Source organism: Bacillus cereus group sp. BfR-BA-01330 (genome assembly GCF_022663885.1).
Lineage (GTDB): Bacteria > Bacillota > Bacilli > Bacillales > Bacillaceae_G > Bacillus_A > Bacillus_A cereus.
This window is the reverse complement of sequence record NZ_JAKUGK010000001.1, coordinates 697,685-717,714: the sequence shown is the minus strand read 5'-3', so window position 1 is coordinate 717,714 and position 20,030 is coordinate 697,685. Positions and strand designations below refer to the sequence as shown.

The window sequence follows — 20,030 nt, the reverse complement described above, 5'->3', positions numbered from 1 at the left end:
TACATAAAAACTCATCTTTACAACAGATATAAACATCTGATATTATTACCTGGTACTTAATATTATTCTATGTAAATGATAGATAAATAATTTACAACACGATATAAATCTCCAGTTAGTGAAAGGAGTATCCTTTTTGCAAACAAATATACATTCTAAAAAGGAAACAATTATTTTTATTCATGGATTAGTTGGCAATCGTCGCGCCTTCAAAAAGGAGCAAAAACGTTTTTCTTCCTCCTACAACATTATAACTTATGACTTATTAGGTCACGGTGATGATAAAGGAGAAGCAATCGACTTTTCATTACAGCGCCTCGTAGATCAATTATTAAACTTATATGAGCAAGAAGGTATTAAAAAAGCACATATTTGTGCGCTAAGTTACGGCTGTTACATCTCTACAATTTTTGCACAAATGCATCCAGAAAAAGTATTAAGTATTTGTCATATTGGAGGACATTACAATAACCCTTCTCGTTTATATAATGTATTTCAAAATTTTTGGGAGAAGCGAGGAGATGAATACTCTAAATGGCTCTCTCAATACGCAAATACTATTTTTCCAAGCGGTATATTAAAAGCAAATCCGTTCGCAGTCATTTCAAGAAATATTTACTACCGTTTCGGATTACAATTACATTCATCCATAATTGCCCAGTCATTACGACATCGGTTAGAATTCGATTTAAAATCTAAATTAAAATCACTTCCTCACCCTATACTATGGGTAATGGGAGAGCATGATCATCTCTATAAATCTTGTCTATTTGATTTGAAATCTATTTTGCCTAACGTTCTATATAAGGAAATACCGTTAGCGGGACATGCAGCGAACTTATTTCGTCCTAACTATTTCCATGACTTATATGATCGATTTTTAAATGGAAAGTTAAAATAAAAACTATTAAACTTCCAATTTATTCAACTATAAAAAGGCTTCCCAAGTTTCCTTGGAAAGCCTTTTCTCTATACGAAAAGTATATAAAACTACTTTTTCTTAGTATGCTTTTGTGTAACCTAATAGGTGCTTGCTCCAGTAAGAGTTACTTACAGAACTAATACGTACACCAGTTGCATCTGTTTCTGCACTAATGAACTGACCGTTTCCTAAGTAAACACCCATGTGAGAAGGACCTGATTTATAAGTATTTTGGAAGTATACTAAATCACCTGGTTGTGGATTGCTAGTTTTTGTTTTAGAGCTCCAGTATCCAGCAACTGTTTGACGAGCGCCTTTATGACCAGTTTGATTTAATACGTAGTGAATGAATCCACTGCAGTCAAAACCAGCAGGTGTTGTACCAGCAGTTCTGTATGGTGAACCATTTAAAGATCTAGCGAATCCAGCGATTGAAGATGTATCTCCACCTGTTGTTGGTTTTTGTACGTCTTTACCTGGTTGTTGAACGTTATTTGTAACATTATTGTTATTTGTAACGTTGTTTACTCCGCCTTTTACAAACTTAACGAAGTCTGCACTTACGTAACCTGTGCGGCCGTTATGGTTAATTTTGTACCAACCATTTTCAGCACCAGTAACGTTTAATACTTTACCATTTGTTACTCCACCGATTACAGCGTTGTATGTAGCTGGGCCTGTACGTACTTTTAAAGCACCAGTGTTAACAACATAAGAACCACCAGTTTGAACTGTTGTAGTATTGTTGTTTGTAGTTGGTTGTTTTGTTTCGTTAGATACAGCAGAACCACCTTTTGTTACGAAGTCTTTGCTTACGTATCCAGTTCCACCATTGAAGTTGATTTTAAACCAATCTTGTACTTCACCTACAACTTGTACTGTTTTACCTTTGTTTACAGAACCTAATACTGTATGAGATGTACTTGGGCCTGTACGTACGTTAAGTGAAGAAACGTTTACTGTGTAAGTACCTGTTCCTTGTTGAACAGTCGTTCCTGTTTTGCCACCAGTCGTTACGAAGTCACCACTTACATAACCTGTTTGACCATTTACGTTTACTTTGAACCAACCATTTTCTTGTCCAACTACTTGTAGCACTTGGCCTGATTTTACTTTAGAAATAACGTTATGTCCTGTACCAGCACCTGAACGAACATTTAATACATCAGCAGTTACTGTGTATTTTAATTCAGAAGTTGTTTCTACAGTTTTTGTTTCAGTTACAGTCGTTTGAGTTTGAGTTTGTCCATTAATTTCTTTTAGCGCTTCATTTGAAACTTGTGCATGAGCAGAATCCATTCCTGGAACTGCAACGCCAGCTACAGAAGCTGCTGCTAAACCTGCAATTACTTTTTTCATAAGTTGTCTTTACTTCCTTTCCCTACTATCCTCTTAAAAAAAACTTAAAACTTTAATACTTTACAATATTATCAAAGTAAAATATTCATCCAGTTCCATTTTTTAGCAAGAGTTTTATTTTTCACACGTAGTTCATTTTAAATGAACAAAGTGAAATCCGTGTGAACTTCATGTGAACTTTATCATTAAACATAGTGTTTTTGCAATGGTTTTTTCAAATTTCTTATATATCGCATAAAAATTCGACATTCTATTTAATATTTTAATATAAAATATCCCTTTTCTATCTATTATAAAAAACTCTATTAACCTAATACAAACTCAAGTATGTATTTCCTTATAAAGCTCCTTACATGACGTATACTTTCATCATGACAAAAATCACTCTATTTATCAATAGTATAATATTTTTAGAAAACTAAATTTCTATACTATCTACAATTTTGAAATAATTTGACGAATTGTAAGATTTATTTCACAAAAGCCATTTCTCCTTTAAAGAAAACACACACTATATCAACTGTTCTCTTTTTCCCATAATGGAATTTATAGGATATTTATAGTATTATATACATATCTTAATAAACAATAATTTTAGCGAATTGATTAAAGTTTCATTCCCTTATAAAATGAAACTTTAATCAGGAAGGGTTTTATACATCCTCCGCTAATTATTAACCCTCACCACTCGGGCTGCCCATTAATGCGGAGTTTTATTGGAATAAAAAGAGGAGGCATATTTGTGAGAAATATAATAGATGATCCAATACAAAAAAACATAGAGCTATACTATGCTTTTATTCAATTCGTTTCAATGATAACATTACAAAAAGTATCAGCTATTGAAACACGTAAAAACGAATTAAAAAATCAGATGAAAAATGCAGGACAAAAAAACCCTTATTACGTATAAAAAAAGGTGAACAGGTTATATTCCTGTTCACCTTTTTAAATTATTTATAAATTTTCACACGGTCCTCTAGCGGTTGGAATTCTTTTTCACCAGCATGTACTACCGGTTTACCAAATGGCATTTGCGCAATAAGTTTCCAATTTGCTGGAACATCCCACTCTTTTCTCACTTCTTCATCAATTAGCGGATTGTAATGCTGTAACGTAGCACCAAACCCTTCAATTTCTAAAGCTGTCCAAATTGCAAATTGTAACATTCCTGATGATTGCTGAGACCAAGTTGGGAAATTATCTTTATATAATGCAAAGTTAGCTTGAAGGCTTTCCACTACTTCACTGTCTTCAAAATATAAAACCGTTCCATAACCACTTTTAAATGCATTCATTTTTTCTTCAGTAGGTGCAAAGTTATTTTCAGGTACAATTTTTCGTAACGTTTCTTTCGTAATATCCCATAATTTATCATGTTGTTCTCCTAATAAAACAACAACGCGAGCACTTTGAGAATTAAAAGCTGAAGGTGTATGTTTTACAGCATGATAAATCACTTCTTGAATTTTCTCATCAGAAACTACTTGCTCTTTACTAATTGCATAAATAGATCTTCTGTCTTCAATTGCTGAGTAAAAATCTTTTGCCATCATAATTCCCTCCAATTTTCAATTGAGGCTATTTCATATGTATATATCATATTACGCCCCCTCAAACTTATTATTAATAAGCTTATAACTTTATAATATCACAGCAACAAACAAACTCAAATAATAACACTTATATTTAGACCCTTTTTCCTTTTTAAAATGAAAATAAAAAGACTGTTTGTTGTTATCTAAAATTAGTAACAACAAACAGTCTTACTTATGTAGCGATCTAGATTCGTATTTTACTTACTTAATTAACTAATCCAAATGCATACGACATTAACTTATTTGTCTCTGTAAAACGTTTTGTTTTACTTGATGTCCCCATGACCACTGTAATAATTCGATTATCACCTTGCTTTGCAGTCCCAGTAAAACAGTATCCTGCACTATCTGTAAATCCAGTCTTTAGTCCGTCCATTCCTTCTATATATAAACTTTTATTATTTTTGTTTAACATGTCGTTTGTGCTTATAACATTAATATTATTAAATGCTAGCTGACTTTGGCGTAAGTGAGTCACTTCTAATATTTCCGGATAATCTTTTATAAGATGATACGCCAATTGTGCTACATCACCAGCCGTCATTTTTGTTTCACTTCCATCTGGCTCTTGTAATCCAGAAGCATTTGCAAATTTAGCATGTTCCGACATTTTTAACTGTTTCGCTTTTGCATCCATAAGCTGAACGAAATCTTTCTCCGATTTTGCCATATGTTCTGCTAAAGCCACAGCTGAATTATTAGCTGACTCAATCATTAATGCATGATATAAATCTTTAACAGTTAATGTGTCATTAACTTGTACTGGGATTCTCGCTCCCTCTGTTTGTGCCGCCTTCGCACTCATTTTCACTGGATCTTCCCAGCGAACTTTCCCGTTATGTATACTCTCTAGTAGAAGATACGCTGTCATCATCTTAGACATACTAGCCGGTGCAAAAGCTTCATTTTCATTATATTGATAAATAATATCTCCATCACTCGCATCGATAATCATAGCTGCTTTTGCGTTAATTTCTGGTGGGATGTACTTTGGCGGGACTACTTTTTCAGTAAATCCTGCTTTAGGTAGTTCTGCCACTTGCAAAGGTTGTCCCTCTACATTCGCTACGCTCTTTTGATTTCCTTGGAATAAGAACCAACATATCCCTAAAATAATGACTAATAGGACTGTCATCCTTCCCCATTTTAACCGATTCATTTCAAAACTCCTTTAGCAAACCTTTTATACACTCACATTTAACCTTATCAACAATTCCTTTATATAGTCAAGGTAAAAGGTATATTTATTCATATACAGCAATGATTATTTTAATTTATTTATGTTAAACTTACAATGTTGAAACGTAAGAATATTCAATAATAAAATCTCGTAAATAAAGCGAAACTTTAATCAGTCCCCCAATCGGGCTACCCGTCAAATAGCGAGATAAACTATTTAATAGAAGGGATTCATACAAATGCTACTTCCAAAATCATTAAAATACGGAGACACAATTGGGATTTACTCCCCTTCTTCACCAGTAACCTACACTTCACCAAAGAGATTTGAACGAGCAAAATCTTACTTACAACAGAAAGGGTTTCATATATTAGAAGGTTCATTAACAGGTCGATATGATTTTTATCGTTCTGGTAGTATACAAGAGCGTGCTGAGGAGCTAAATGTCTTAATAAGAAATCCTAATATTTCTTGTATTATGTCAACAATTGGTGGGATGAATTCAAATTCAATATTACCTTATATTGATTATGATGCTTTTCTAAAGAACCCTAAAATAATGATTGGGTATTCAGATGCAACTGCTTTATTACTAGCAATTTACACCAAAACAGGAATCCCTACATTTTATGGACCAGCTCTCGTCCCTTCCTTTGGCGAATTTGAACCTTTTGTTGATTGCACATACAAATATTTCGCTGAAACTTTACTACATGATCATTCTCTTCCTTATCATATAAAACAACCATTATTTTGGTCAGATGAATTTATTAATTGGGAAGAAAAGACAAAGGAGAAAGAACTTCGACCAAACGATTGGATTTCAGTAATTGATGGAAAAGCTACTGGGCGTATTATTGGCGGGAATTTAAACACGATACAAGGAATTTGGGGTAGCCCCTATATGCCACATATTCAAGAAGGCGACATTCTCTTCATTGAGGACAGTTCAAAAGATGCAGCTACTATTGAAAGAAGCTTTTCATTACTTAAAATTAACGGTGTATTCGATAAAATTTCAGGTATCATTCTTGGAAAACATGAGCAATTTGATGATTGTGGTACAAATCGAAAACCTTTTGAAATACTACTAGAAGTACTTCAAAATCAAAGAATTCCTTTTCTAGCTGACTTCGATTGTTGTCATACACATCCAATGATTACCATGCCTATCGGTGTTCAAGTAGAGTTGGATGCAACAAATAAAACGATACATATTGTAGAACCTTGGAAAAAATGAATGCATAGCTTCTATTGTTTTATAATAAAAGCCATGATACTATATAATTTGAAATGTGAAAGATTAAACAAAATACGTTCCAATATCTAACACTAGAAAAATTAGGTATAAATATATATTTATATGCAAAAGAGAGTGAATAAATGAAACCAACTATTAAAAATTACGTATTTTTACATGTAGCTTTTTTGATATATTCTATCATTATGGTTTACATGAAATGGGCAGCTAAATTCCCCATTGCTTCCATCTCATTTTTTGTTGCTTATTTCGGATTAGTTATACTTTTATTCGGATATGCAATTTTATGGCAACAAGTAATTAAACATTTCGAAATTTCAAAAGCATATTCACATCGCGGGATTATTATACTGTGGTCAATGCTTTGGTCAGTATTTCTATTTGGAGATACGATTCAGTGGAATCATTTACTTGGTGCAGCTATTATTATCGTCGGAATTGTGGTGGTGACAAAAGATGAATAGTTATATGTTATTATTTATTTTCGGGATAATTTTAGCTAATTACTCACAAATATTATTAAAAAAAGCTACTTTGCAACAATACGATTCTAGAATAAAAGAATATGTGAATCCTTATGTTATTATCGGCTACTCTTTATTTGTAATTAACGCCGGATTAAATGTTATCGCCATGAAGGGCATGGCATTAAAACAAGCATCAGCATTAGAATCCTTAAGTTATATCATCATATTAATTTTTGGTTGGTATTTCCTAGGAGAAAAAATAACGAAACGTAAACTCATCGGCAACATGATTATTATCGTTGGTGTAATCGTTTATTGTATCCAATAGTAAAAAGCTCCGTTTATCACAAACGGAGCTTTTTACTATTGACCTAAATTTTGCACTTTATCTTTCAAATCTCGAACTTGATCTACCGTCTGCATAAGCTCAGAGTTTTTAAATTGCTCTACATCCACTTTCCCTTCTTCTATCTTTGTCATCGCCGTATCAATTAACGTATTTAACTTTTCATTATATCCGACGATTTGTTGATGAAGATCCTTTGCTACATCAGGTGGCGTTAATTCATTGAATGCGGGTATATCTTGTTTAATTTCACTAAGCTTCGTTTCTAATTCTTTTCGAGCCTCGCTATCATTAACGGCCTTTTCTGCTAATGCTGGCGCATCATTTGCAAATGCACTTATTTCATTTACATAGTCTGTCGCCTTTTGAGCATAATCTATGGAGTTCTTTCCTTCTTCCACTATTGAACATCCCATTAAACCAATTGAAACTATAAATACTAATAAAATTGATTTTATTTTCATTTTAGACCCCCTTCGTCTTTATCATTGTCTGTAATTTTCTCTATACATAACTTCTAGCTAAATTGTTTATAACCTTTTTCAAATAGCTATTTATCCTCTTACATGCCCTATTATCGTTACAACATCTATTTCTATATGTACGCTTATAATATCTTCAATTATATCCATATATCCTTGTCCTATAGCTGTTCCATAGTGTAATGTAAGCCCCTTCTTTTCATACACTGACTTTGGCACTGAAAAAATAAATCTCCTCAAGTTTCTTTCATCAGCTGGTTCCATAATTAAAACAATCCCATCCTCATCAAACATATACGCTCGCCCTCCAACTTTACATTCACTATGGCTCAGTATTGCCTTGGTCAGCAAAATTTAAAACACAATAAGTTAAGATACTCTCTGCTCTATCATAAAGTGAAACTTTAATTAGCCCTCACCAGTCGAATCTTTATCGGCAAATAGCGGGATAAAGTGAAAGTTTAATCAGTGAGGATTTTGTTCATCCCCCACTGGCTATCAGCCCGATCCCCACCTAACTTCTTTACTTCCGCTGAATTTTGAGGTAGGGTCTTACTGCCCGGCAAATAGCGAGATAAAAATAAAAAACATTCATTCTTTTTTGTTAAGAATGAATGTTTTTTAAAAAATCAATTTCTAACTCTAGCATCTTTTTTTGACGAGGTTTTACTTTTCTTACGGGAACTCCAGCGTAAATATACCAATCATCTAAACTCTCTTTTACCATACTCATCGCACCGACTGCCGTACCTTCTCCTACCGTTACATTTGGAAAAATAATAGAATTAGCACCAATAATCACATGTTTTTTTAAAATAACTTTTTCTGCTTTCACATTCCTATATTGATTCGGGACGGTTGGACCCATTAATGTATTTCCACTGAAATCATCAAGTACTGCATATATGATTGTTTTAGCTGAGATGTTTGCAAAATCATGCATTTCAATCCCAACTTCCCCTCCATATAACGCTGTATACGCTGATATGTGCGAATAACTTCCAATTGTGATTTTACCACTTAAAATGCAAAAATCATCAATTCTTACATGATTGCCAACTGATATAGCACTCGGATTATATATACTTGCTTTTTTACTAACCAATACATTTTTCCCAACAGATAAAAATCCAATTTGCTTTAGTTCTTCTTGACTATAAAAACTATTCATCTACCGACACCACCTTCTGCTCTAAACAGATTACAATTTGCTCTACTAGTTCTTTCGTCATTCCTTCCCATAAAGGTAAACTTACGATTCGTTTTGCTATTTTATTCGTCTTTGTTAAATCTGTAGACTTATAGTTTTTAAAAAGAACTTGTTGGTGGCAAGATGGTGAAAAGTATAATCTAGCTTCTATTTTCTGTTTTTTCAGTTCTTCTATTACTTGTATGTTGCGAACTTCTTCTGGACAAATGATAGGCATAAATTGGTGAATAACTGCTTCTGTCTTTTGGACTTTCCACCCTTTTTTCATTAACCCAGTATTTTGTAACAACTGTTTATACCATTCAGAAATACGGCTGCGTTCTTTTAATTTTTGATCCCACTTTTTTATAGTCGCAATCCCAATAGCGGCTGCGTATTCAGACATTTTACAATTAAACCCCATCATCGTGCATTCACGATTTTTATCAAATCCGAAATTCCCCATTCTTTTAATATGTTGTATATCTTCTTCGTTTTTACTATATATGAGCCCTCCTTCACCAATTCCGAAAGGCTTTGTTGCATGAAAGCTATATACGATCATTCCACTAAAATCTTGACCGTAATGCATCCCTCCATTCATTAAACCAAATCCCGGCGCCGCATCTACGACAACCGGAATCCCCTTCTTCTCTAATTCTTCATATTTTTCTAAGTTCATCCATGATCCAAAAGTGGCGTACGGGACAACAATCGCAACCTCTTCTTTTAATTCTTCTATCTTATCCAAAAGTACGGTTTTATCCATATACCAATCATCTATTGAAATATCAATAAAGTAAGGTTCCAGTCCACACCAAATAGCGGCTAAGGCAGTCGCAGGGAATGTAAAACTAGGCATGAGAGCATACTTTCCCTTTCTTCTTTTCTTTAGTTGAATAGCCGCCATTAACCCTAACGTTGCGTTTGCTACTGTTGTAACAGCTCCCCTGTTTTGAAAAAATGACGACATAATTGTTTCCTCAAAACGTTGATTTATAGGTCCATAATTCGTATATATGTGAGATGTATCAATTTCCTTCAATTCGTCCAAATACTCACTTACAGGTACAGTTGAAGCACGTAAAAAAGGAATATTCTCCATATATATCTATTCCTTCCTATCATTTTCGGACAATATAGAGCATATCTGTTTCAGATAATCCAAATTTCCTAGCACTTTTCATTCCTTGTTTTTCCGCTATGTTATATAATTCTACCTTAAATCCTGCATTCATTAATCGTTGAATAAATCCCGATTGATTGTAAATTCTCACATGATCTTCTTGACCAAAAGCTAATTTCCTCAATTGTGGTGTTACAATTAATTCATTCTCTATAATAAAATCTACATTCATTACGATCGGTACTTGAATAATTCCCCATCCATTTGGCTTTAACACTCTATATAACTCTCGCATTGCTTTGTCATCATCAGGAACGTGTTCTAACACATGGCTACATACTATTACATCAAAAGTATTACTATCATATGTAATCCTTGTAACATCAATTTCCTTCATTAATGGATCCTTTGGTTCTAAGTCACCACATACATACGTAATATTTTTATACTCGTTAAACCAATCTCTTAACTTCGCTTCAGGTGCAATATGAAGCATTGTATAGTTTCTATTTAACAAGTCCGTTTCCGTTTCAATGTACGCACGATACAATCTTTCACGATCCATCGAATTGCAAACTGGACATATCCCTGTATCTTTATTCCACATCTCAAATTTATATTTCGGAAAATCATAATGCGCTGGCCAAGGTGAAAATTTTTCAAATTGTTGATTGCAATATTGACAATAACAAGATTCTTTCTCAAACATATGAGCAACTAACTTGTTTAACCCTTTTTTTATCTTTTCATTATAAATTTGATCTAGTTCGCCATTTCTTACTGCATCCTTAACTATAAATCCCGCATTTTCTAAACAATAAGATAAACTCTCTTTATACTCACTTTCGGAGCTTAAAAATCCACTATTATATGCATCTATAATTAATTCAATCCACTCTTCAATTGTCATTAAAATAAAATGCATTTGTTTTTGATTTTGTCCACTATGTTGTCTAAAATAACTAAGAGGTTCTTGTATATAAACTACTTTTCCTTTCCTCATCATATCTAGCCAAGTTGCAATGTCATTAATAGCAGAATAAGCCTTTCCTTTAAAATATCCAAACTTCCCGTCAAACAAATCCCGATTAAACAAAACAGTTGTCGGCTCACCAACTACATTTTTTAAGTTTTTTAACATATAATTTCCTAATTCTTTTCCTTCAAAAAGTGTAGTTTCTTTCGCGATTTTCATATTTAATGTTGAAGGTGGTAATATCTCTCCATTCTCATCAATCAGTTCACGATATGACGTCACAAATGAAATATTTTCTAACGTCAAAAAGTATTTCATCATTCTCTCGATCTTTTCATGATGAAATAAATCATCATCTAATAAAAAGTTTATATAGTCCCCATTCGCAAGTTCTACACACTTATTAAAGTTTTCGGCAACTAACGGCGTTTCATTTTTAACATATGTAATACACTCATATTCACGTAAGTACGGTTGAATCATAGCATTGACTTCATTATTTGTACTATCGTCAGAAATAATAATTTCAATATTTTCATATGTTTGATTCAAAGCGCTGTTGAGTGCTAATTCCAAGTAATAAGGTCTATTGTATGCAGGAATAAGTATACTTACTTTCGGTAATGAAGAATTATTATTTATATGTTGTTTTTTCTTTTCTATGTTTATTTTCTTCGCTCTAATTTTTTGGTAATAGTCTAATGTATATAATATTGATGATGGAACTATCCTTCTTGCATAATCTAGAAAATTAGTTATCGCTTTGTCTAACTCTTTTTCGGTGGATAAGAAACCATATTGTTCTCCTGCTATAATACTGTGTGAAAAATCTTCTAACCCATCCATCATTTTATTAGATTCATTTAACTGTTGATCTGGATGTAATCGAAAGTAACTAAGTGTCTCTGCTATATATACTGCTTTTCCTTTACTTAATAAAGATAACCATGAAGCTATATCTACGTTACATAAATACCGCCTCTTATCAAAAATCCCATATGGTTCTTGTAAATCATTTTTACGAAATAAAACTGTTGTCGGTTCTCCAATGTAATTTTTTTGATCCACAATTACCTTATTTCCTAATTCTGTTCCCTCTATAATGGTATCCTCTTCAAATAAACGGACAGTCGAATAAATATGTCGCAGTTCTTTCCCTTTATCATCAATTACTTGACGATGAGATGTTACAAGCTTAATTTCATTATCTAAATCATTGAAAAAATACTTCATCTTTTTTTCAATTTTATTCACATGAAATACATCATCATCCATTAAAAAATTTATATACTCACCGTTCGCTTCATTAAATAACATTAACGCATTTTCAAATTGTCCGAGAGTTGATCTATTTTTTATATAAATAATATTTGAATGATCACATAAGTATTTTTGTAACAATTTTTCTGTTTCATCATTCGTGCTGTCATCTCCAACTATAATTTCTATATTAGGGTACGTTTGTTCTAACACACTACATAACGCCTTTTCAAAGTAACGAGGACGATTGTACGTAGGAATTAATACACTTACCAACGGAAGTTGCTCTACCACCTCTTCATTTCTTTCAATACGAGTTCTCATTTTAACTCTCTCACCTCTTCGCATATTATTTATATACGCGACACAAAAATCACATTACTTTAACTGTATGGAGCCTATATACTTTTATGCAAACATGAAACAAAATATCATACTTTTCGTTCCTAAATAAACATATTTAATAACGCGGACATTTTATTTGCACCTTTTTTATTCATATGATCACTATCACAAAAATCATCATCACAAAATAATGGTGAATCAAATAGATCTATAATTTGAAAAGAATATTGAGTTTGAAAATCATTTATAACTTTATAAAAATCTTCTTTTAATTTCTTACTACTACAATTGAAATAATGTGAAGTAACAGGGAACACAACAATTAATGGCTTTATATCATTTTTCAACAGTAATTCTAAATATTTCTTAAAAATCATTTTATTTTCAACTAAAGTATGAGGATACGCCAATTTAGCATGTGAAGCTGCTCTTATTTTCCCGTGTTCTTCAAAAGGAATATGAAGAGAAGTAGTATTCCATTCAGCATTTATCCAAGGCAGTATCAATGATTCATCTTTTAGTTCGTCTAATAAAATATATTCAAAATGCAAATTAAAAATAGAAAGAAGTGGTTTCGGAGTATTTAGATGTGAGAATCCATCAGTGGGTAGAGGAGAGTGAACTACAGTATGATGACCATCTTGAAACAATGGATAATATACTTTGTGAATTCTATATGATTCAGATGATAACGACATATCAAAGTAAAACGAGAAATAGGCTATTCCTATTAAACAATATTGAAATGAATGATTGTTTGATAAAAGTTGTGACGCTATTAAATAATCATAGTATAGATCTTGCGATGGAAGTGTTAATTTTATTGACTTTTTTGAGAGAAGCTCCGTACTTATGCCACAATGTGGATAAGACAAACCGGTAGCAAACAATTCATACGTCGGATCACTCTTTGCTTTTTTCATAGAAATGTATAAAGACATAAGATCCGGATTTATTTGATAGATAGAAATTAATTTATCCTTCCATTCATACATGTATTTTGTTAAATTAATAATTTTTGAACTTTGCACGCCCCTATTTATCAAGTCATTTGTAAGTTTTTCTGCGTCCCCTCTCCAAATGACTATATATTGAAAAGAACTTTCTATACGAACAACATCTGAAACGTCTACAACATGAACTATTGTTTTACATTTATTTTTGTCTAACGTATTTCGAATCCTCTCCCCTGATAACTCATCACTTAAAACAATGATTTTATATTGCTCCTTCATGTACATCCCCTCCACTATATGTATAATATGAAATTCATTTTTAATTCGTAACAATCATATACACCTGCAATCTAACAAAAAAATAGCTCCACCATTAGGCGTAGCTATTTTTACAATTATTGCTTATTCAAATCATATTCCTTTATCTAACTCATAAAGTTTACGATACTTTTCATTTTCTTTCAGAAGTTGTTTATGACTACCTTGCATGACAATTTGGCCACGATCAAGGAATATAACTTCGTCTACATGTTCTATTCCTACAAGATGGTGCGTAATCCAAATAACCGTCTTTTCTTCCGTTGCAGAAAACATTGTTTCGATTAAAGACAATTCTGTTTTTGGATCTAAACCGATAGTCGGTTCATCAAGTACAATAATTGGTGTTTCTTGCATAAGAGTTCTAGCAAAAGCAACCCTTTGTCTTTCCCCACCAGAAAACCGCTTTCCCATTTCATGCATTTTTGTTTGTAATCCGTCTGGAAGAGAAGTAACATGTGAAGCTAATTGTGCTTTCTCTAAAGCTTTCCATATCTCTTCATCCGTCGCCTCCGGTTTGCCAATTCGTACATTATTTCCAATTGTCGTATCAAACAAATGCGGCTTTTGATTTAATACAGAAATATATTTAGCTAAAAGATTCGTATGAGCTCGTTCACCATTCAATACAACTTGTCCATTTACTGGGCTTAACGCCCCTGTTAACAATTTTAGTAAAGTAGATTTCCCTGTCCCACTTCTCCCTAAAATAGCAATTTTCTTCCCTGCTTTTATTTGTAATGATACATCTTTTAATACAATCTCATTACTATCTGGATAACTATACGATACGTGATTCAGTTCAATATCTACATGTTTTGGTTCAATATAATCTTTCTCTCCATGCAAATCCGTTTCATCATGTAAAACACTATCACTTTCTACGCCATTAAGACGATGGGTAGATTCTACGTACGACGGTATTCGATCGATGGCATCTGCAATAGGAATAAGCGCGTTTGTTACAGATAAAGTCATTAATACGAAAGCTGCGATAACTGTAGGAGCAATTTGTTCACTTGCCGCTTCATTCCCAGTCCATATGATCATCGAAATAACTACAATACCTACTACTAATTGAATGATACTGTCCCGAATATGATACCAGCGTTTCACTCTCTTTTCGATTTTTAACAACTGATCATTTTGTTTTACATACTCATTAATAAATTCATCTTTACGACCACTTGCTTGCCAATCAGATAATCCAAAAACAGCATCTGTCAGTTGTTGATACAAACGGTTTCTTCCTTGCTTTAAAGTAACATGATGTTTCTTCATCAAAAGTAATGATACAAACGGAAGAAGAAAAACGATAATAGCTAACATACAACCTACAATAAGTGCAAAAACAAAATCAAATGCACCGATAACAAGTACGAAGATACTATAAACAACTAGCGCTAATATGCTAGGAAATATTGTACGTAAATATAGGTTTTGCAAATGCTCTATATCTTCGGATAACACTCCTAACATATCACCCGTTTGAAATCGAGAACGGAAAAATAACGCCTGTGGTTCTACTATTCTATATAGCCTCGTTCTCATTTTTTCTAATATACGTAGTACGACATCATGTCCGACTAGGCGCTCTATATAATGAAATACAGCTTGCCCTATACTAAACGCTCTTGTTGCAACAATAGGAACATATACAGCCATTACATTTTCTGGTCTAAGGGCAGATTTTGAGATCAAATAACCTGAAATAAAAAGTAACATCGCTCCTGAACTAACTCCAAGAAGACCAAGGAAAATAGTTAAAGTCATTCTACCTTTATTTTGTTTTATATAAGGTTTAACCCAGTTACTCATTTCTCTCCCCTCTCTTCCCTATGAAAATGTAATGTCTCATTCTCTAAAAGTTCTTCATACGTCCCACTTTCTTTCATTTCCCCTTTATTTAGAATAAGAATATGGTCCATTTGTTTCATCCAATGTAGACGGTGAGTTGCTAAAAATACTAACTTTCCATTAAATAGACGTAACATCGCTTGCTTTATTTCAAATTCGGTTTCAATATCAAGATGTGCCGTAGGCTCATCTAATAAAATGATTGGTTTTTTACTTAAAAGCGCACGCGCCATAGCAACACGCTGTTCTTGTCCGCCACTTAGCATACGTCCACCTTCTCCAATTCTTTCGTGTATCCCATTTGGAAGTGATGTAACGAGTGAACGAAGGCCGACTTCATTAATAACTCTTTCAACTTCTTCATCTGTTGCATTTGTTTCATAAAAACGAATATTATCCTTTAATGAAAGCGGAAAAATATAAGGTTGCTGCGGAATATAAGCAATATTTTTTTGCCAATCTTCACGAGTAGATCCATCAACTTCTACACCATTTACTAACATCTTTCCACTCGAAGGAGATAAAAAACCTGCTAATACGTCGATTAACGTCGATTTCCCTGCACCACTTTCACCAATAACACCAATAGCACCGTTACCTTCCCAAGTAAAATTAATTCCTTCTAATATAGCCTTTTCAGATTCAGTATTATTAACTTTGATATCTTGTAATTTCAAGCTACTAGAGGCATTCCATACTATATCTTCATTTAAATCTTTCTTTTGTATTCCTTTTTGTTGTTGCAAAATCTCTTCTATTTGCTCCATCGCAATTTGTCCATCTAATGTCGCATGATAATTTGCTCCCACTTGTTTAATCGGCAGAAAATATTCCGGAGCTAAAATCAAAATTGTAAGGGCTGGTAATAGTATAATCGTTCCATCTATTAAACGTATCCCTAATCCAACTGCCACAAACGCAATTGATAAACTCGTAAAGAAATCTAATGCAAAAGAAGAAAGAAAAGCAACTCGCAAAGTACGCATCGTTGCTTTTCTATATCTTTTACTTACTTTTTCAATCTTTCCTTCGTGCTGTTCACTTTTCCCTAAATACTTTAATGTTTCTAAACCTTTTAACGTATCTACAAAATGATTCGAAAGTACACGATATATCTCATACTGACTATCTGCCATTTTTTGCGCTGCTAATCCGAGAAGAATCATAAATATGATCACGATAGGAATCGTTACAACTAAAATGATTCCAGACTCAATATCTAGCGTAAAAACGTATAGTACAATTAGACCTGGAACGATACTACTTCTAATCATTTTAGGAATCGTTAATTCAATATATGTTTTAAATTTCTCAATCCCCTCAATTGATAAGGTAACCAGATGACCAGTTCCAACAGTTTGAACATACCTTGGACCTAATGTGAAATATGCCTCTATCAATTGTTTTCTTAGTAACGACCCTGTTTTTTCAGCAAAACGTTCCACTAATATTTGTGATGTTCGAACTACTATGTTACGCGCTGCAAACGCGATACCAAAATAAACAACTTCACTTAATATTGTTTGTACTGTCTCTCCATGAAATAAAAACGTAATAGCTCGTGCTAAAAAGATTGTTTGCGCAATAATACTAAAAGCTTCTAAAATACTAATAATCGTTAACGCTACATATAAAATACGGCTACCGGGATAAGACGGAAGTCCTCTTTTTCTTTTCATTAGTACTCCAAATCGTTGTCTGACTTAACAGGTTGTCTAAATACATAATAACTCCATATTTGACTTCCGATAACGAAAGGCAAAATAGCAATCGCAAAGTAAGTCATAAGTTTTAATGCATAAGCTCCTGATGCTGCGTTGTAAATTGTCAAATCATTCATTGCTCCTAAAGAGCTAATCATAACACGTGGGAACATACCGATAAATACACTCGCACTTAGTAAAATGATCGTTAAACTCGTCATAAAGAAAGCCCAACCATCTCTTCTTCTTTTATTTAATAAAGTGGACACTAATAGTGCTACAAAAGCTCCGATTGGTACCATAATCCATTCTGTTCCATGAGCAGTGAAAATGTCGGTTTTCCATAACCCCACACCAGCAAAAACAAGAAGTGTAATTAATGAAAATGGTGCAATTTTTATTGCAGCAATTCGTGCACGTTCTCTCAATTTACCAGTTGTACGTATCGTAAGAAATTGTAATCCGTGAACAATACATAGTAGGAGAAACATTACTCCTCCAAGTAACGCAAATGGATGAAGTAATTGCAAGAATCCACCTACAACATTTTTACTCTCATCAATAGGTACACCTACCATAAAGTTTGCAATCGCAACTCCCCAAAGGATAGGAGGTAACATACTTCCAATAAACATCCCCCAATCCCATGCACTCTTCCATTTATGATTATCTATTTTCGCACGAAATTTAAAGGAAACACCTCTTAAAATTAAAGCAAGAAGCATAAATACAAATGGAATATAAAAACCACTAAATAAAGTTGCATACCAGTGCGGAAATGCCGCAAACATGGCTCCACCAGCACAAACAAGCCATACTTCATTCGCGTGCCAGAACGGTCCTATTGTATTTAAGTAAACTCGTTTTTCAAAATCATTCTTTCCTAAAAACCTCGAAACCATTCCTACACCAAAATCGAAACCTTCCAGTACGAAGAATCCAACAAACAAGATTGCAATAACTAAAAACCACAACTCATTAAGAGATAACATACTCTTCCTCCTTATCAAATGGATCATGGCTTTGATAATCCTTTTTCGTTTTCTTATTCGTGTGGCCCTTAATGGTACGAACAAATAAGTACACACAAATTCCACCCATAATTAAATACATTGATGTGAATGAAATAAGTGAGAATAATACTTCACCGAATGTTACATTTGGTGATACAGCATCTTCTGTTTTCATTACACCAAATACTACCCAAGGTTGACGACCCATTTCAGTCATAATCCACCCTACTGTATTACCGATGAATGGAAGAGAAATTGCATACACCATTAATTTTAAATACCACGTTTTTTCAGCTAAACGATCTTTTCTTGATAAGAACCATCCGTAAGCTCCTAGAAGAAGCATGAATGTTCCACTCATTACCATCGCTCTAAAACTCCAAAACATTGTATGCACTGGAGGAATATAATCCCCAGGTCCATATTTTTCTTCATATTGTTTTTGAATTTGATTCATTCCTTCAACTTGACCGCTAAACTTATCATACGATAATAGACTTAGCATATAAGGGATTTGAATCTCAAACGAATTTTCTTTCTTCTCTGTATCAATTTTCGAAAATACTGTAAATGGTGCTGGATCCTCACTTGTATTCCATAGTGCTTCAGCTGCCGCCATCTTCATTGGATGTGTCTTAATTAATTGTTGCGCTTGTGCATGACCAAAGAACAATACAAGCGCCGTTGTAATTGTTCCAACAATGATAGAAATTTGGAAAGATTTTTTAAATACTACAGTTTCTTGTCCTTTTGTAATTTTCCATGCACTTACACCAGCAATAAAGAATGCACCTGTTGCAATTGCCGCTGTAATTGTATGCGGGAATTGTACCCATAGTTGTGGGTTTTGAATAATGGCTAAGAAATCATTCATTTGCGCACGACCATCAGCTGCCATTTCATACCCGACAGGTGACTGCATAAATGCACTTGCAGTTAAAATCCAGAATGCTGATAACATCGTTCCAATTGAAAGGAGCCAAATACACATTAAGTGAATTCGCTTCGGTAATTTGTCCTCACCGAATACCCATAAACCTAGGAATGTAGACTCAATGAAAAATGCCAGTAATCCTTCAATTGCAAGCGAGGGACCAAATACATCACCTACAAAACGTGAATACGTTGACCAGTTCATACCAAACTGAAATTCTTGTAAAATACCTGTTACTACACCTACTGCAAAGTTAATAAGGAATAATTGCGTCCAAAACTTTGCCATCTTCTTATATACCTCTTGCCCTTTTACCACATACAACGTTTGCATGATCGCAATAATAAAAGCTAAACCAATTGACAGCGGAACAAAAAAGTAATGGAAAATCGTTGTTGATGCGAACTGTATTCGTGCCAATTCGAGCGTTTCCATACTAAAATCACTTCCTTCATAGTTTTTATAATAAAAGTTAATTGAGCAATCTTATCAAACTCAATTATTAAGAAATACGAAAAGACAAAAACATTTTGTATGTATTGTCGAAAAATATGAAGTTTCAGTTTTTCAAACTATTGTAATGCTATTTTTTACCTTTTCACTATTTCTGTAGTGTTTTATTCGTTAATCGAATTGTATAATATACCTGCATAGTAAATTCAGGTTATTTTTGACGTATTATTGACATCATTTTGTCTGAAATATGTCTTTTGTCATTTTTTTGAATCAGATTTTTCT

The 20,030-nt window shown here is 33.3% G+C and carries 18 protein-coding genes; 5 read left to right on the top strand and 13 right to left on the bottom strand.

Annotated features, from left to right (window positions below; all coding sequences use genetic code 11):
• Nucleotides 1–136: 136 nt before the first annotated feature.
• Nucleotides 137–901 (top strand): alpha/beta fold hydrolase, encoded by a 765-nt coding sequence (locus MR112_RS03660; RefSeq protein ID WP_001194314.1) that lies wholly within the window; start codon nt 137–139, stop codon nt 899–901.
• Between the two features lie 99 nt (nt 902–1,000).
• Here MR112_RS03660 and entFM read toward each other — a convergent pair whose 3' ends face one another.
• Nucleotides 1,001–2,281 (bottom strand): enterotoxin EntFM, encoded by a 1,281-nt coding sequence (gene entFM / locus MR112_RS03655; protein ID WP_000755521.1) that lies wholly within the window; start codon nt 2,279–2,281, stop codon nt 1,001–1,003.
• Between the two features lie 742 nt (nt 2,282–3,023).
• Between entFM and MR112_RS03650 the strand changes: the two genes are divergently transcribed.
• The gene (locus MR112_RS03650) at nt 3,024–3,194 is read left to right on the top strand and encodes a hypothetical protein (RefSeq protein WP_001244279.1); all 171 of its coding nucleotides are present in this window, start codon (nt 3,024–3,026) and stop codon (nt 3,192–3,194) included.
• Between the two features lie 40 nt (nt 3,195–3,234).
• Here MR112_RS03650 and MR112_RS03645 read toward each other — a convergent pair whose 3' ends face one another.
• Nucleotides 3,235–3,837 (bottom strand): nitroreductase family protein, encoded by a 603-nt coding sequence (locus tag MR112_RS03645; RefSeq protein ID WP_002164567.1) that lies wholly within the window; start codon nt 3,835–3,837, stop codon nt 3,235–3,237.
• Nucleotides 3,838–4,084: 247 nt separating this feature from the next.
• Complete coding sequence (locus tag MR112_RS03640) at nt 4,085–5,038, bottom strand: D-alanyl-D-alanine carboxypeptidase family protein (protein ID WP_001080881.1); 954 nt, start codon at nt 5,036–5,038, stop codon at nt 4,085–4,087.
• A gap of 259 nt (nt 5,039–5,297) precedes the next feature.
• Here MR112_RS03640 and MR112_RS03635 point away from each other — a divergent pair, with 259 nt between their 5' ends.
• From MR112_RS03635 to MR112_RS03625, 3 genes are all read left to right on the top strand, one after another.
• Nucleotides 5,298–6,299 carry a S66 family peptidase gene (locus tag MR112_RS03635; RefSeq protein ID WP_070179217.1) on the top strand — a complete coding sequence of 334 codons (1,002 nt, stop codon included), beginning with the start codon at nt 5,298–5,300 and terminating at the stop codon, nt 6,297–6,299.
• 143 nt (nt 6,300–6,442) lie between these two features.
• Nucleotides 6,443–6,784 carry an EamA family transporter gene (locus MR112_RS03630; RefSeq protein WP_000805125.1) on the top strand — a complete coding sequence of 114 codons (342 nt, stop codon included), beginning with the start codon at nt 6,443–6,445 and terminating at the stop codon, nt 6,782–6,784.
• Nucleotides 6,777–7,115, top strand: coding sequence for an EamA family transporter (locus MR112_RS03625; RefSeq protein ID WP_001089868.1), 339 nt, complete (start codon nt 6,777–6,779; stop codon nt 7,113–7,115). Before MR112_RS03630 ends, MR112_RS03625 begins: the two co-directional genes overlap by 8 nt.
• A 35-nt stretch (nt 7,116–7,150) precedes the next feature.
• Here the strand turns inward: MR112_RS03625 and MR112_RS03620 are convergent, their stop codons facing one another.
• The 10 genes from MR112_RS03620 to cydA all read right to left on the bottom strand — a co-directional run bounded on the left by MR112_RS03620 (nt 7,151) and on the right by cydA (nt 19,727).
• On the bottom strand, nt 7,151–7,597 hold the full coding sequence (locus MR112_RS03620; RefSeq protein WP_000695203.1) for a DUF6376 family protein: 447 nt from the start codon (nt 7,595–7,597) through the stop codon (nt 7,151–7,153).
• Between the two features lie 90 nt (nt 7,598–7,687).
• A complete protein-coding gene (locus MR112_RS03615) occupies nt 7,688–7,909 on the bottom strand; it encodes a hypothetical protein (protein ID WP_000459099.1) in 222 nt (73 codons plus the stop codon).
• Nucleotides 7,910–8,219: 310 nt separating this feature from the next.
• Complete coding sequence (locus tag MR112_RS03610) at nt 8,220–8,786, bottom strand: acyltransferase (RefSeq protein WP_078385882.1); 567 nt, start codon at nt 8,784–8,786, stop codon at nt 8,220–8,222.
• Nucleotides 8,779–9,909, bottom strand: coding sequence for a DegT/DnrJ/EryC1/StrS aminotransferase family protein (locus MR112_RS03605; RefSeq protein ID WP_088344169.1), 1,131 nt, complete (start codon nt 9,907–9,909; stop codon nt 8,779–8,781). Before MR112_RS03605 ends, MR112_RS03610 begins: the two co-directional genes overlap by 8 nt.
• A gap of 19 nt (nt 9,910–9,928) precedes the next feature.
• A complete protein-coding gene (locus MR112_RS03600) occupies nt 9,929–12,490 on the bottom strand; it encodes a glycosyltransferase (RefSeq protein ID WP_242244786.1) in 2,562 nt (853 codons plus the stop codon).
• A gap of 122 nt (nt 12,491–12,612) precedes the next feature.
• Nucleotides 12,613–13,746, bottom strand: coding sequence for a hypothetical protein (locus tag MR112_RS03595; RefSeq protein WP_242244785.1), 1,134 nt, complete (start codon nt 13,744–13,746; stop codon nt 12,613–12,615).
• A 132-nt stretch (nt 13,747–13,878) separates the two neighbouring features.
• A complete protein-coding gene (gene cydC, locus MR112_RS03590; RefSeq protein WP_000073643.1) occupies nt 13,879–15,603 on the bottom strand; it encodes a thiol reductant ABC exporter subunit CydC in 1,725 nt (574 codons plus the stop codon).
• Complete coding sequence (cydD, locus tag MR112_RS03585; protein ID WP_000824039.1) at nt 15,600–17,321, bottom strand: thiol reductant ABC exporter subunit CydD; 1,722 nt, start codon at nt 17,319–17,321, stop codon at nt 15,600–15,602. The genes cydC and cydD overlap by 4 nt, the downstream gene beginning before the upstream one ends.
• Nucleotides 17,321–18,337, bottom strand: a complete 1,017-nt coding sequence (gene cydB, locus MR112_RS03580; RefSeq protein ID WP_000950083.1) for a cytochrome d ubiquinol oxidase subunit II — start codon at nt 18,335–18,337, stop codon at nt 17,321–17,323. The genes cydD and cydB overlap by 1 nt, the downstream gene beginning before the upstream one ends.
• On the bottom strand, nt 18,324–19,727 hold the full coding sequence (gene cydA / locus MR112_RS03575) for a cytochrome ubiquinol oxidase subunit I (RefSeq protein ID WP_242244784.1): 1,404 nt from the start codon (nt 19,725–19,727) through the stop codon (nt 18,324–18,326). The genes cydB and cydA overlap by 14 nt, the downstream gene beginning before the upstream one ends.
• Nucleotides 19,728–20,030: the final 303 nt, after the last annotated feature.